At 71.3% G+C, this 13,884-nt stretch carries 11 protein-coding genes; 4 read left to right on the forward strand and 7 right to left on the reverse strand.

What is annotated here, in order from left to right; translation table 11 throughout:
• Positions 1–8: 8 nt before the first annotated feature.
• From ACFYOY_RS30120 to ACFYOY_RS30140, 5 genes are all read right to left on the reverse strand, one after another.
• Positions 9–902: a lysozyme gene (locus tag ACFYOY_RS30120; RefSeq protein WP_388590660.1), complete on the reverse strand. Its 894-nt coding sequence runs from the start codon at positions 900–902 to the stop codon at positions 9–11.
• Between the two features lie 82 nt (positions 903–984).
• A complete protein-coding gene (locus ACFYOY_RS30125) occupies positions 985–1,635 on the reverse strand; it encodes a TetR family transcriptional regulator (RefSeq protein WP_351905059.1) in 651 nt (216 codons plus the stop codon).
• A gap of 10 nt (positions 1,636–1,645) precedes the next feature.
• Positions 1,646–3,808, reverse strand: coding sequence for a xanthine dehydrogenase family protein molybdopterin-binding subunit (locus ACFYOY_RS30130; protein WP_388590662.1), 2,163 nt, complete (start codon positions 3,806–3,808; stop codon positions 1,646–1,648).
• A complete protein-coding gene (locus ACFYOY_RS30135) occupies positions 3,805–4,806 on the reverse strand; it encodes a xanthine dehydrogenase family protein subunit M (protein ID WP_351905065.1) in 1,002 nt (333 codons plus the stop codon). Before ACFYOY_RS30135 ends, ACFYOY_RS30130 begins: the two co-directional genes overlap by 4 nt.
• Positions 4,803–5,390: a 2Fe-2S iron-sulfur cluster-binding protein gene (locus tag ACFYOY_RS30140; RefSeq protein ID WP_351905068.1), complete on the reverse strand. Its 588-nt coding sequence runs from the start codon at positions 5,388–5,390 to the stop codon at positions 4,803–4,805. The genes ACFYOY_RS30135 and ACFYOY_RS30140 overlap by 4 nt, the downstream gene beginning before the upstream one ends.
• 51 nt (positions 5,391–5,441) lie before the next feature.
• Here ACFYOY_RS30140 and ACFYOY_RS30145 point away from each other — a divergent pair, with 51 nt between their 5' ends.
• Positions 5,442–6,593 (forward strand): XdhC/CoxI family protein, encoded by a 1,152-nt coding sequence (locus tag ACFYOY_RS30145; RefSeq protein ID WP_351905071.1) that lies wholly within the window; start codon positions 5,442–5,444, stop codon positions 6,591–6,593.
• A 77-nt stretch (positions 6,594–6,670) separates the two neighbouring features.
• Positions 6,671–8,014 carry an MFS transporter gene (locus tag ACFYOY_RS30150; protein ID WP_351905073.1) on the forward strand — a complete coding sequence of 448 codons (1,344 nt, stop codon included), beginning with the start codon at positions 6,671–6,673 and terminating at the stop codon, positions 8,012–8,014.
• Positions 8,015–8,214: 200 nt separating this feature from the next.
• Here ACFYOY_RS30150 and gndA read toward each other — a convergent pair whose 3' ends face one another.
• Complete coding sequence (gene gndA / locus ACFYOY_RS30155; protein WP_351905075.1) at positions 8,215–9,669, reverse strand: NADP-dependent phosphogluconate dehydrogenase; 1,455 nt, start codon at positions 9,667–9,669, stop codon at positions 8,215–8,217.
• Between the two features lie 1,034 nt (positions 9,670–10,703).
• On the opposite strand from gndA, the gene ACFYOY_RS30160 reads away from it, so the two are divergent.
• Positions 10,704–11,771 carry an LLM class flavin-dependent oxidoreductase gene (locus ACFYOY_RS30160; RefSeq protein WP_388590665.1) on the forward strand — a complete coding sequence of 356 codons (1,068 nt, stop codon included), beginning with the start codon at positions 10,704–10,706 and terminating at the stop codon, positions 11,769–11,771.
• Positions 11,772–11,912: 141 nt separating this feature from the next.
• Here the strand turns inward: ACFYOY_RS30160 and ACFYOY_RS30165 are convergent, their stop codons facing one another.
• A complete protein-coding gene (locus tag ACFYOY_RS30165) occupies positions 11,913–12,596 on the reverse strand; it encodes a GntR family transcriptional regulator (protein WP_351905081.1) in 684 nt (227 codons plus the stop codon).
• Positions 12,597–12,710: 114 nt separating this feature from the next.
• On the opposite strand from ACFYOY_RS30165, the gene ACFYOY_RS30170 reads away from it, so the two are divergent.
• A complete protein-coding gene (locus ACFYOY_RS30170) occupies positions 12,711–13,877 on the forward strand; it encodes a mandelate racemase/muconate lactonizing enzyme family protein (RefSeq protein ID WP_388590667.1) in 1,167 nt (388 codons plus the stop codon).
• Positions 13,878–13,884: the final 7 nt, after the last annotated feature.

The raw sequence follows: 13,884 nt of genomic DNA on the forward strand, positions 1-13,884 counted from the left end.
CCGCCGCCTCACCCCGTGGCCAGCGCCTTGAGGCCCGCCAGGCTTCCGTTGAACCTGTTGTGGTCGCCCACCAGCGGCCCGGTGGCGGTGTACTGCCACAGGGTGTGGGTCTCCCAGCCGGCCGGCAGGGCCCCGGGGGTGGCGGCGTACCGCGCCAGCCACAGCGGATTCCGCTCGGCGAAGGCTGCGCTGTTCCCGGTGCACGTCTTCCACCAGCCGGTGGCCGTGTAGATCACCGGCTGGCGTCCGGTGCGCTCCTTGACCCGCGCCGTGAAGTCGCCGATCCAGTCCACGATCTGGGATGCGGTCAGGCCGTAGCAGGTTGCTCCGTACGGGTTGTACTCGAGGTCCAGGACGGGCGGCAGCGTCTTGCCGTCGTCGGACCAGTCGCCTCCGTTGCTCACGAAGAAGTCGGCCTGACGGGTGCCGCTGGAACGATCCGGCAGGGCGAAGTGGTAGGCGCCGCGGATCATGCCCTGCTGGTACGAGCCGTTGTACTGCGCGGAGAACGAGGGGTTCTTGTAGGTCGTGCTCTCGGTGGCCTTCACATAGGCGAATCGGACGTTGTCGTCCCACAGGGCCGCCCAGTCGACCGAACCCTGATGGTCGCTGACATCCACACCCTCCACGGAGGCCGCTCTGGTGGCCCTGGGTGCGGCGCCGGGGTCGGACTTCTCGTGGCGGGCGATCGTCGAGCCCATCCAGTCCCGCTCGGGGTGCGGGACGGATGCGGGGGCCGGGCCGGTACCGGCGTCGTGGTCGGGGTCGGTCGTCGAGGCCGTGGCCGGGACGAGGGTGGCGAGGACGGCGGCGGTGACCGCCACCCCCAGTGCGCCGATGGCGTGCGGCGAGCGCAGACGCGAAGGGGCCCGGTGGGCGCCCTTACCGGATTTCAGGGACATCTGTTCCTCCGATCCGTTCCGCAACGACGGTATGCGCGCCGAACGAAGAACGTGAAGCGGAACAGGAAATCCTGTCCCTCCGTCAGCGGTCCCGTGCCACCACCTCGCCGACGGGCCCCGAAGGCACGCCGTAGCCCGCCACCAGCGCCCGCGCGGCCTGGGTCGCGCGGGTGGCGACCCCCTCGACCACGTCATCCGGATCGCCGAACTTCCCTTCCAGCAATTGGGCGACATACCCCCGGGCGAGTGCATGCAGCGCGTCGAGCAGTGCCACGGCCGTCGCCGCGCCCTCGCCCGGAGCGATCACCTCGAAGGCGCTCGGCAGCAGCAGATCGACGAACTCCCTGGTGCTGTCCCGTAGCTCCGGATGGGTGGCCCGCAAGCCCGGGGCGAACAGGATGTCCAGCCCGCCGCGGTAGCGGGCGGCCGCGCGCACGAAGCTGCCCGCCACCGTCGCCAGCCGCTCCTGAGCGGACCCCGTCTCGGCCGCGGTCTCCAGGTAGATGGCCCGCAGCCGCCGCGAGACCTCCAGCGCGGCGGCCGCGAGCAGCGCGTCACGGTCGGCGAAATGGCGGTACGGGGCACCGGGGCTGACACAGGTGCGGCGCGCGGCCTCCGCGACGGAGAAACCGCGCACCCCGACCTCGTCGATGATCTCCAGGGTCGCCTCCACCAGCGCCGCGGCCAAGTCGCCGTGGTGGTAGGTGGCGCGTCCCTTCGGGGTGGGTGCCATTCGGGTGACCCTATCCGACCCGAGGCTCCGGCTCGCCAGCCCCTGGCCTGCGCTTCTCGGTGGACCGGGCCGCCCGAAGCGCCTCCCGCGAGCGCTCGATGCGGATCGGCAGATCCCGCACCCGCTCTCCTGTCGCATGGTGGAAGGCGTTGCCGATGGCGGCCGCCGCACCCACGATGCCCAGTTCGCCGATGCCCTTGGCACCCACCGGGTTGGAGGTGTTGTCGGTCTCCTCCAGGCACACCACGTCCAACCGCGGGACATCGGCGTGGGCGGCGATGTGATAGCCCGCGAAGTCATGGTTGGCGAAGTCGCCGAAGACCGGGTCGACCTCGCCGATCTCCAGCAGCGCCATCGACAGACCCATCGTCATGGCTCCCAGGAACTGCGAGCGCGCGGTGTGCGGATTGACGATCCGCCCGGCCGCGAACACGCCCAGCATCCGGTCCACCCGGACCTCACCGGTGTCGCCGTCCACCCGCACCTGGGCGAACTGCGCCCCGAAGGTGTGCCGCGACAGATCCGCCCGCTGCCCCAGGTCCTCGGTGGTGTCGGCCACCACCTCAAGACCGCCGTCCGGGACCACACCTCCGTAGACGTCCAGCTCCTTCAGCAGCGCACGGCACGCCTTGTCCACCGCCCAGCCCCAGGATGCGGTGCCCAGCGAACCGCCCGCGAACGGCGCCATACCCAGCGACGCGCGGCCGATCTCCAGCCGCAGCCGCGACACCGGAATGCCCAGCGCGTCCGCCGCCACCTGGGTGAGGGCGGTGCGGGCACCCGTGCCGAGGTCGGCCGCGCCGATGCGCACCCGGTACGTCCCGTCCTCCTCGGCGCGCGCCACCGCGGAGGAGGGGAAGGTGTAGTCCGGGTGGTGCGAGGCGGCCACACCGGTGCCGACCAGCCAGCGCCCCTCGCGCCGGATCCCCGGTGTCGGATCGCGGTGCTCCCAGCCGAAGCGCGCCGCGCCCTCGCGCAGGCAGGCGACCAGGTTGCGGCTGCTGAACGGCTTACCGCTCTCCGGGTCGTTCTCCGGCTCGTTGCGGATCCGCAGCTCGATCGGGTCCATGCCCAGCGTCTCGGCCAGTTCGTCGACGGCCGACTCCAGCGCGAACATCCCCGGCGTGTGGCCGGGCGCGCGGAACCAGGCGGGCGTCATCACATCCAGCGGCGCCACCTTCACGGTCGTACGGGCGTTGGGCGCCGCGTACATCATCCGCGTCGAGGACACCGTCTGGTCGGCGAACGGCACCAGGGCCGAGCGCTGCTGCACCGACTCGTGCTGGATCACCGTCAGCCGGCCGTCGCGCCCGGCACCCAGCCGTACCCGCTGGATCGTGGGGGAGCGGTAGGGGATCAGCTGGAACATCTGCTGCCGGGTCAGGGCGATCTTCACCGGCCGTCCGACGGCCCGTGCGGCCAGCGCCGCCAGCACCGTCGGGGAGCGCGGAATGCCCTTGGATCCGAAGCCCCCGCCGATGTACTCGGCGACGACCTCCACCGCACTCAGCTCGATCCGGAACAGCGCGGACAGCAGCTGCGCGCTCATGTACGGGCCCTGGTCGGAGTTGAACAGCGTCAGCCGGTCCTCGTCCCACACCGCGATGGTGGCATGCGGCTCCATCGGGCTCACATGCTCGACCGGGGTGGTGTACGTCTGGTCCACCCGCACCGGAGCGGCGGCCCACGCCGCGTCGGCGTCACCGCGCTCGACCAGGCCGGCACTGCCGTCGGTCACCGTCTCGGCGATCTCCAGCCGCTCGTCGTCGGCGCGCAGCACCACATCGTGCGGCTCCCGCTCATAGCTCACCCGGACCGCCGCCGCACCCTCGCGCGCCGCCTCCAGCGAGGTCGCCACCACGGCGGCCACCATCTGGCCGTGGTAGGCCACCTGAGGGGACTGCAGCACGAAGAGGTCCGCGCTCGCCTGTGCCTCGGTGTTCAGCCGCGGGGCGTTGGTGTGGTCGAGCACCGTCAGCACACCGGGCAGGGCCAGCGCCGGGGCGGGATCCACCTCCGTCACCCGGCCGCGGGCGATGGTCGCCTGCACCGGCCACACATAGCTGACGCCCTGAGTGGGGAACTCATAGGCGTAGCGCGCCGCGCCGGTCACCTTGTCCAGGCCGTCGACCCGGGTCATCGGGGCGCCGACGCATCGCGAGACGGTGGTCATGCGCGATCCTTCCTCGTGACGAGGTCGCGGACGCCCGCGACGATCAGATCAATGGCCAGGTCGACCTTGAAGGCGTTGTCCGGCAGCGGCCGCGCCTCGGCCAGCTCGGCCCGGGCCGCCTCCCGCAGCGTCTCCTCGTCCGGCCGGCCGCCGCGCAGCCGCTCCTCGGCGATCCGGGCCCGCCACGGCCGGGGTGCCACCCCGCCGAGGGCGATCCGTACGTCCCGGAGCGAGCCGTCCTCGGCCACGGACACCGCGGTGGCGGCGCTCACCAGCGCGAAGGCGTACGACCAGCGGTCACGCACCTTGCGATAGCGCATCCGGGCACCTGGCGGCGGCGGGGGCAGCTCCACGGCGGTGATGAGGTCGCCGTGGTCCAGGACGGTCTCCCGGTGCGGTGTGTCGCCGGGCAGCAGATACAGCTCCGCCACCGGAACGGTGCGCGAGCCGCCGTCCACGGACCGCAGATGCGCCACCGCGTCGAGCGCCACCAGGGCCACCGCCATGTCGGAGGGGTGGGAGGCCACGCAGTGGTCGGAGGTGCCCAGCACGGCCAGATCGCGGTGCGCACCCTGGATCGCCGGACACCCGGAGTCCGGTTCGCGCTTGTTGCACGGCTTGGTCACATCCTGGAAGTACCCGCAGCGGGTGCGTTGCAGCAGATTGCCGCCCACCGTGGCGACCGTGCGCAGCTGCCCGGACGCCCCGGCCAGCAGCGCCTGGGACAGCAGCGGGAAGCGGTCACGGATGCCCGGATCGCCCGCCAGAGCGCCGTTGCGCACGGTGGCGCCGATGAGCACGGAGCCGTCGTCGCGGTGCTCGATCCGGTCGTACGGCAGCCGGGAGACGTCGATGAGCAGCCCGGGGCCGGTGACGCCGAGCTTCATCAGATCCACCAGATTGGTGCCCCCGCCGAGATAGGTGGCGTCCGGGCGCTCGGCGATCAGCGCGGCGGCCTCGTCGGCGTCGCCCGCGCGGGCGTAGGCGAACTCCTTCATCGGGCGCCCCCGACCGTGGCAGTGTCCTGGGCGCTCTCGGCGCCCGCGGCCTCCAGCACTGCCTCCACGATGCCGTTGTACGCACCGCAGCGGCACAGATTGCCGCTCATGCGCTCGCGCACCTCCCGCGCGTCCAGCTCCGAGACATCGGCCACCCCGGCGGCGGTGTCCTCGGTGACATGGCTGGGCCAGCCGCGCCCGGCCTCGCCCAGTGCCCCGATGGCGGAACAGATCTGGCCCGGGGTGCAGTAGCCGCACTGCAGCCCGTCGTGGTCGAGGAAGGCGCGCTGCACCGGGTGCAGTTCCCCGCCGTCCGACAGGGCCGCCACGCCCTCGATGGAAACGATCTCGCGCTCCTCGGCGGTCACCGCGAACACCAGGCAGCTGTTCACCCGCTCACCGTCGACCAGCACCGTGCAGGCCCCGCACTGACCGTGGTCGCAGCCCTTCTTGGTCCCCGTGAGCGCCAGCCGCTCGCGCAGCACATCGAGCAGGGTCGTCCGGTTGTCGATGGTCATGGGGTGGGACGTGCCGTTGATCCGCAAGATGATGTCGCTACTCGGGGAGTGATGTGAGAGGCTCATACATTGAATGTATCAACCTCTTACATGGGTCGGCGAGGAGATTTGGATTCCATGCGAGACGTCGTAGCGCAGATGCACCGATGGTGGGGCGAGGGCGAGCCGTTCGCCCGTGCCACGGTGGTGGCGACCTGGCACTCCTCCCCGCTGCCGCCCGGGACGAGCATGCTGGTCGGGCCCGATGGCGCCGCGATCGGCAGCGTCTCCGGCGGCTGTGTCGAGGGCGCCGTCTACGAACTGGCGCAGGAGGTGACCGACAGCGGCAGGCCCGTGCTGGAGCGCTACGGCGTCAGCGACGACGACGCCTTCGCGGTCGGGCTGACCTGCGGCGGGATCATCGATGTGTATGTGGAGCGGGTCGACCCCGAAGGCTTCCCCGAACTGGGCGAGGTGGCCACGGCGGTGGCCGCGGGGGAGCCGGTGGCCGAGGTGATCTGCGTGGCCGTCGACGGGCCCGACCCGGAGGGGCGGCTGGGCCGCCGGCTGGTCGTACGGCCCGAGGGCACCTCGGGCTCCCTCGGCTCCGGGCGGCTGGACGCGGCCATCGCCGAGGACGCGCGGGGACTGCTGGCCGGCGGGCGCACCGAGACCCTGCGCTACGGCTACGACGGCACGCGCATGGACGAGGAGCTCACGCTGTTCGTCTCGGTCCACGCCACCCCGCCGAGGATGCTGGTCTTCGGCGCCGTCGACTTCGCCGCGGCCATGGCCCGGATCGGCGCGTACCTCGGCTATCACGTCACCGTGTGCGACGCCCGGCCGGTCTTCGCCACCGCGCGCCGCTTCCCCGAGGCGCACGAGGTGGTGACCGACTGGCCGCACCGCTATCTGCGCACCGAGTCGGAGGCGGGCCGGATCGACGAACGCACGGTGGTCTGTGTGCTCACCCACGACCCGAAGTTCGATGTGCCGCTGCTGGACGTCGCCCTGCGCCTGCCGCTGGCCTACGTCGGCGCCATGGGCTCCCGCCGCACCCACGACGACCGGCTCCGCAGGCTGCGCGCCACCGGTCTCGGCGAGGAGGCGCTGGACCGGCTCGCCTCGCCGATCGGCCTGGACCTCGGCGCCCGTACTCCGGAGGAGACCGCGATCAGCATCGCGGCCGAGATCATCGCCGACCGAGGGGGCGGCAGCGGCACCCGGCTGACCTCCCTGAGCGGCAGCATCCACCGCCCGCGGTCGATGCGGCCGGCGGCCGGAGACTGAGCCGGGGCCACGGCGCGGGCCGGGGGTCGTCACAATGGTTCCCGGCCCGAATGGATGTAGGAGGAATCGAACCAGCCGTGGAGACCGCCAGAAGCAGCGATGACGAGATAGAACCCACCGCCCGGGACGACGACACACCCCCCGGAGCCGGGGACGGCGCCCCCGCCCCGCCGCCGAAAGCCGGCTGGCGCCGCTGGGTGATGGACACCCGGCCGCTGCGCCACCGCCCCTTCCGACGGCTGTGGACCTCCACCACCGTCACCGCCATCGGCAGCCAGCTGACCGCCGTGGCCGTCCCCAAGCAGATCTACGACCTCACCGGCTCATCGGCGTGGGTCGGCTACGCCAGCTTCGCGGGGCTCCTCCCGCTGGTGGTCTTCGCGCTGTGGGGCGGGGTGGTTGCCGACCGGATGGACCGGCGCACCCTGATGCTCGTCACCAACGTGGGCATCGCCGTCACCTCGCTGCTGTTCTGGGCACAGTCCTTCGCCGGTCTCGACTCGGTGGCGGTGCTCATGGTGCTGCTCGCCGCCCAGCAGGGCTTCTTCGGCATGAACTCCCCGGCCCGCAGCGCCTCCGTCGCCCGCCTCGTCCCGGCCGGCGAACTGCCCGCCGCGGGCGCCCTGCAGTCCACCGTCGCCCAGACGGGCATGATCATCGGCCCGCTGCTCGCGGGCGCCCTGATCCCCGTCCTCGGCCTGCCCACGCTCTATCTCATCGACGCCGTGGCGCTGTGCATCACCCTGTGGGCGGTCTGGCGGCTGCCCGCCCTGCCGCCCCTCACCGAGGGCGCCGCGGGCGGCGGCCGCCGGGCCGGGTGGCGCGATGTGGTCGACGGCTTCCGGTACATCGCCGCCCACCGCATCCTGCTGATGTCCTTCCTCGCGGACATCATCGCCATGGTCTTCGGCATGCCCCGTGCGCTCTTCCCCCAGCTCGCCTCGCACACCTACGCGCCCTGGGGCGAGGGTTTCGCGCTCGGCCTGCTCTTCGCGGCGATCCCGATCGGCGCGGTGGCCGGCGGTCTGCTGTCCGGCACCTTCTCCCGCGCCCGCCGCCACGGCCTGATGGTCATCGCCGCCGTGGTGGCCTGGGGCGTGGCCATCGCCGGATTCGGGCTCAGCCCGAACCTGTGGTGGGCGGTGGCCTTCCTCGCCCTCGCGGGCGTCGCCGACATGGTCTCGATGGTTTTCCGCGGGGCGATCCTCCAGTCGGCCGCCACCGACGACATGCGCGGCCGGATGCAGGGCGTGTTCACCGTGGTGGTGGCGGGCGGCCCGCGCATCGCCGACCTGCTGCACGGCACCGCGGGCTCCCTCATCGGGGCCCGCGCGGCGGTCGCCGCGGGCGGGCTGCTGGTGGCCGTCAGCACGCTCGGGCTGGCCGCCGCGGTGCCCGCTTTCCGCCGCTACACGCCCTGACGGCGCGGCCGCGGCACGAGGGCACGAGGGCACGAGGGCCGGGCTGTGGCATAACCGCACGACGGCCGTGGCATAACCGCACGAGGTCGGTGGCACAACCGCACGAGGTCGGTGGCACAACCGCACGACGGGCGCGGCGCACAACGGCACGAGGGCCGTGCCCCGCCGGAACCCGGCGCGGGGACACGGCCCTCGCGACGTCAGGCCGTACGCTCGTCGCGGTCGGCGCCCCACATCGTGTGGAACGACCCCTCGCGGTCCACCCGCCGGTAGGTGTGCGCGCCGAAGAAGTCCCGCTGCCCCTGCACCAGCGCGGCGGGCAGCCGCTCCGAGCGCAGCGCGTCGTAGTACGCCAGCGCCGCCGAGAAGCCCGGCGCCGGCACACCCAGCTCGACCGAGGTGGACACCACTCGCCGCCACGCGTCCTGCGCCGCGCCCAGCGCCTCGGCGAAGTGGTCGTCGGTGAGCAGCGTGACGGGCTTGCGGTCCTTGGCGTACGCCTCGGTGATCCGGTTCAGGAACCGCGCCCGGATGATGCAGCCGCCGCGCCAGATCTTCGCGACCGCCCCCGGGTCGATGTCCCAGCCGTACTCCTGGCTGCCCGCCTCGATCTGGTGGATGCCCTGCGCGTACGCCACGATCTTCGACGCGTACAGCGCCTGCTCGACATCGTCGGCGAACCGCTCCGCCGCCGCGCCCGTGAGCTTCTTGCCGGACGGCCCCGGCAGCCCCTGCGAGGCGTCCCGCAGATCCGCGTGGCCGGACAGCGAACGGGCGAACACCGCCTCGGCGATCCCGCTCACCGGCACGCCCAGGTCCAGCGCGGTCTGGACGGTCCAGCGGCCGGTGCCCTTCTGCTCGGCCTGGTCCTGCACCACGTCCACGAACGGCTTGCCGGTGGCGGCGTCGGTGTGCCCGAGTACCTCGGCGGTGATCTCGATCAGATACGACTCCAGCCGGCCGCCGTTCCAGGTGCGGAAGACCTCCGCGATCTCACCCGGCGTCATGCCCAGCGCCCGCCGCAGCAGGTCGTACGACTCCGCGATGAGCTGCATGTCCGCGTACTCGATGCCGTTGTGCACCATCTTCACGAAGTGGCCGGCCCCGTCCGGGCCGATATGGGTGCAGCACGGCGTGCCGTCCACCTTGGCGGAGATGCTCTCCAGCAGCGGCCCGAGGGACTTGTAGGATTCCACCGATCCGCCGGGCATGATGCTGGGCCCGTTGAGGGCGCCCTCCTCGCCGCCGGAGATGCCGGTGCCCACGAAGTGCAGCCCGCGCTCGCGCAGGGACTTCTCCCGGCGCCGGGTGTCCTCGAAGTGGGCGTTGCCCCCGTCGATGATCACGTCGCCCTCTTCGAGGAGGGGTGCGAACTCCTCGATGACGGCGTCGGTGGGCGCACCCGCCTTGACCATGATGACGAGCCGCCGCGGCCGCTGCAGGGCCGCGACGAACTCGGCGGCGGTCTCGGCCGGCACGAAGCTCCCCTCGTGGCCGTGCTCCTCCATCAGCGCCTTGGTCTTGGCGAACGTGCGGTTGTGGAGGGCGACGGTGTGCCCGTGCCGGGCGAAGTTGCGGGCGAGGTTGCTGCCCATGACGGCGAGCCCGGTGACGCCGATCTGGGCGGTGGGCTGGTTGGTGGAAGGGCTGGGCATACGGTGTTCCACTCCTGTCACGTGCATCGAATGCTTATGCGAGGTGGCAACGACGAGGGGAGCGGGGATCTTCCCTCTCGGTCAGCCGGGCATCGCCCGGTCATAGTTGCACGATGTTCCCGACGGCGGACGCGTGTCCGAAGAATGCGGCCGAGGTGTGTCATTTTTCTCCCACCCGGCCGGTGCGCCGGGTTGTGGGGTGTCCACAAGGCGGCTGGTGGACGGGTGGCGAGCGTGCGATGTGTACGCGAGGGGCCCGGCAGCGGGTGCTCTTGGCGCTCGCCGGCGGTCCTGCGCGATTGGTGGCGGGCCTGATGCTGACTCATCGCGGGCATGGAAAGTGTCCGGCGCCAAAGCAGCTGCCGACCGCGGCTACCGTGACACCGGCCTCGTCATCCCGCACCGACGCGAACCAGGTCAGTGCGACCTCTCGGCCTGGAAAGCGGAGTAGGAGGAATGGAACGTCTCGGTGAAACGGCCAGGACAGTCGGCACGACAGAGAACCAGGAAGCAGACTGGTCATAACTCGTCTCTCAAGCGCGCCCAGGTATGAGTGTCCAAACTGTCATGGGGGCCATCGCGGGAGAGCTCGGCGCCGTCGTGTCCCGAGGCCACGATGACGGGACGGGCTCCGCGGCTGACGTAGGAGGACGTCCCAACAGCGATGAGCTCGCAGTGATTGGGGTTTTCGATCCGGCGGGCGCCGATGAGAACGTGGCCCACGTCCCGCCCGAGGCGCACTGTGGCGCGACGCGGGTCCGGCAACCTGACCAGCCGTTCCGTCAGCGACAGGCCCGCCACCCGGTGCGGCGGCAGGGTCTTGACGAGACACGGCGTGGCAGACTGACGGCACATCGAAGCTCCGTTGCAGGCAGACGACTTGGGAAGGTCATCCGCATCAACGGTGCTTCGTTGCGTCAGGCACGGCCGTCCGGCCTGCGACGGTAGGAGATCACGCGACTTCGCAACGGCCCTGCGCCGGGCACTGCCATGCTGAGCAGGTTCGATTCCATCCGCACACCTTGGAGGTCTTGATGCGTACGGGCGTCATTGTCGCCGCGCACCCCGGTGTGGAGGACCTCGCCGTGCGGGCCGAGGAGTTGGGCTTGCACAGCTTCTGGGTCTACGACACCCCGATGGTCCACGGTGACCCCTTCGTCGCCTTGAGCCTGTGTGCGAAGGCCACCAGCCGCATCAGGCTCGGCATCGGCGTGACCTCACCGGCGCTGCGCTCGGCCCCGGCCGCCGCGAGCGGGCTGGCCAGCCTCAACGCCCTGGCACCGGGCCGGATCATCTGCGGGGTCGGCACCGGAAACACCGCCCGGCGCACCCTGGGCATGCGGCCGACCACGGCGGCCAGGCTGGAGAACTTCACCGCCGCACTGCAGGACCTGTGTGCCGGACGTTCGACGGAGTATCGCGAGGGTGACCGGGTCCGCGACATCCGGTTCCTGCACACCGGACCGCACGTGAACACCGCCGACCCGATCGAGTTCGTCGTGGCCGCGCTGCTCGGACCGAAGGCCGCCGCCGTCGCCGGCCGCCGCGGTACCGGCCTCATCTCCGTCGGCCTGCTGGACCCCACCGCCTGGCACGCGCTTCACGACGCCCGCCGCCACGCCGCCCAGGCCACACCCCATGACCCCGACTCCCACACCGACTCCCGGGCGGGCTCCTACGTGGTCACCTCGCTCCACCTCCTCGACGAGGACGAGGACCCCCACGGCGACCCGGCCCGGGACGCCACAGGCCACCTCGTCATGTCGCTACTGGCCTTCGCCGCCGACACACCCGCCTTCGCCGGGCAACTCGGCCCTGAGGAGGGCGAGGCGGTGCGGCGGCTCCTCGACCGGCGCGGCACCACCTCCACCGCACCGGACCGGCACACCAAGCTCTACCCCAACTACCTGGGACGCATTGCGCCGCACGACCGCGACCTGGTCCTGCCCTCGTTGATGAACACCCTGGCCCTGGTCGGCACCCGCGACGACCTCCTCACCCGCATCACCGCCCTGGAGCAGGCCGGCATCGACGAACTCCTCATCCAGCCAGTGATCGACCCGCCCACCGAGATGGCCCAGCTCGCGAAACTCCTCACCTGAGCGGACCCGCCCGCCGCACGTCAGGACGTGCACACCTACAAGATCACCAAGGCTTTGCAATCGCCCTGCGGCGCCCCCTGCTCCCGTCTTGTACCGAAAGCCGGCTTCGGCCACACTCGGGACGCCGGCCGCGGTGCCGAGTCAGTTCTCGCGGTGGCTTTCGCGGTTCTCCAGGGCGCTGATGGCGGTCGCGGTGAGGCTGTGCGCGATGTGGTCGCGCATGAGCTTGCCCGCCTCGACGGCTCGGCCGTCGACCACGAGGGCGACGAGGCGGTGGTGTTCCTCCAGGTCGCGGGTGCGCGGCTCGTCGCCGGGCGGGAGTTCGAGGCCGAGTCGGCGGTAGCGGTCGGACTTGTCCCACAGGTCGTCCAGGAGCCGGATGAGGACGTCGTTGTGGGAAGCGCGGTACAGGGCCTGGTGGAAGGTGCGGTGTGCGGTGAGTGCTTCCTCGCCCCATTGGCGGGTGACGGGGAGCAGGTTGCCGACCGCGGTCCGCAGGGCGGCGATGTCCTGGTCGGTGCGGCGCGTGGCGGCCAGTTCGGCGGCGGTGGGGTCCAGCGAGAGCCGTACTTCGAAGAGCTGGCGGGCCTCGTCGGAGTTCATGGAGGACACGCGGACGTTGCGGTGGGTGTCGACGTCGAGCAGGCCCTCGCTGCTGAGGCGGCGGATCGCCTCCCGCAGGGGGGTGATGCTCATGCCGAGGGACTCGGCCAGGTCGTACTGCGCCAGCCGTGAGCCTGCCGGGAGGTTGCCGGAGAGAATCTGCCGGCGGAGCTCGGCGTAGGCAAGGTCGCTTTTGCTCAGGAAGAGGTTGGGGCTTGCCATCGCGTCCGGCGTTTCCTTTCCCCGTGGCGTCGTGGTCCCGCTCTTGACAGCGGCTGCTCGGGCATCTGACTCTATCACCGCTCACAACTTATAAGATATGAGAAAGGTGCTTGCGTGAAGATCACCGCTGCCTACGAGGGCGTCGTCCCGATCCGCTCCTCGATCCGCAATGCCTGGATCGACTTCAGCGCGATGGACTGCTCGATCGTGGCGATCGTCAGCGACGTCATCCGCGACGGGAAGCCGGTCGTGGGCTACGGCTTCAACTCCAACGGCCGCTACAGCGCGGGCGAGATCCTGCGCCGTCGCATCCTGCCGCGGCTGATGGACGCCGAGCCCGACAGCCTGCTCGATGAGCGGGGTGAGCTGGATCCCACCAAGGCGTGGGAGGTGATGATGCGCAACGAGAAGCCCGGCGGCCACGGCGAGCGCTCGGTCGCCGTCGGTGTCGTGGACATGGCCCTGTTCGACCTCGCCTCGAAGATCGCGGGCCGGCCGCTGTACCGCTGGCTGTCCGAGCGCTACGGCGACGGGCGGCCCGACGACTCCGTCTTCGTCTACGCCGCCGGCGGTTACTACGCGCCCGGCAAGACCCTGGCCGATCTGCGGGACGAGATGAGCGGCTTCCTCGACCTGGGCTACGACGTGGTGAAGATGAAGATCGGCGGCGCCGACCTGCCCGAGGACCTGCGGCGCATCGAGGCGGTCCTGGACGTCCTGGACGGCGACGGCTCCCGGCTGGCCGTCGACGTCAACGGCCGTTTCGACCTGGCCACCGCCCTGGAGTACGGGCGGGCCATCGAGCCGTACGGCCTGTTCTGGTACGAGGAGATCGGCGACCCGCTGGACTACCAGCTCAACGCGGTGGTGGCCGAGCACTACTCCGGCCGGATCGCCACCGGCGAGAACCTCTTCTCCCTCCAGGACGCCCGCAACCTGATCCGCTACGGCGGTCTGCGCCCGGACCGTGACGTCATCCAGGTCGATCCGGCGCTGAGCTACGGGCTCACGGAGTATCTGCGCATCCAGGACATGCTGCGCGACCACGGGTGGTCCTCGCGCCGCTGTATCCCGCACGGCGGGCACCAGTTCTCCCTGCACATCGCCGCCGCACTGGGGCTCGGCGGCAACGAGTCCTACCCGGAAGAGTTCCAGCCCACCGGTGGCTTCGCCGACAACGCCGTGGTCGAGAAGAGCCGGGTGGGCCTCACCGAGATCCCCGGTATCGGCTTCGAGGGCAAGGCCGCCTTCTACAAGGTGCTGCGCGACCTGCACGTCTAGGAAGGGA

The organism is Streptomyces sp. NPDC007875 (assembly GCF_042868035.1).
GTDB classification, from domain to species: Bacteria; Actinomycetota; Actinomycetes; order Streptomycetales; family Streptomycetaceae; genus Streptomyces; species Streptomyces antimycoticus.

Coding starts and splice junctions, on each gene's coding strand:
- gndA (WP_351905075.1), bottom strand. CDS start 9,669: ATGCCCAGCCCTTCCACCAACCAGCCCACCGCCCAGATCGGCGTCACC.
- ACFYOY_RS30145 (WP_351905071.1), top strand. CDS start 5,442: ATGCGAGACGTCGTAGCGCAGATGCACCGATGGTGGGGCGAGGGCGAG.
- ACFYOY_RS30135 (WP_351905065.1), bottom strand. CDS start 4,806: ATGAAGGAGTTCGCCTACGCCCGCGCGGGCGACGCCGACGAGGCCGCC.
- ACFYOY_RS30165 (WP_351905081.1), bottom strand. CDS start 12,596: ATGGCAAGCCCCAACCTCTTCCTGAGCAAAAGCGACCTTGCCTACGCC.
- ACFYOY_RS30140 (WP_351905068.1), bottom strand. CDS start 5,390: ATGAGCCTCTCACATCACTCCCCGAGTAGCGACATCATCTTGCGGATC.
- ACFYOY_RS30125 (WP_351905059.1), bottom strand. CDS start 1,635: ATGGCACCCACCCCGAAGGGACGCGCCACCTACCACCACGGCGACTTG.
- ACFYOY_RS30130 (WP_388590662.1), bottom strand. CDS start 3,808: ATGACCACCGTCTCGCGATGCGTCGGCGCCCCGATGACCCGGGTCGAC.
- ACFYOY_RS30160 (WP_388590665.1), top strand. CDS start 10,704: ATGCGTACGGGCGTCATTGTCGCCGCGCACCCCGGTGTGGAGGACCTC.
- ACFYOY_RS30120 (WP_388590660.1), bottom strand. CDS start 902: ATGTCCCTGAAATCCGGTAAGGGCGCCCACCGGGCCCCTTCGCGTCTG.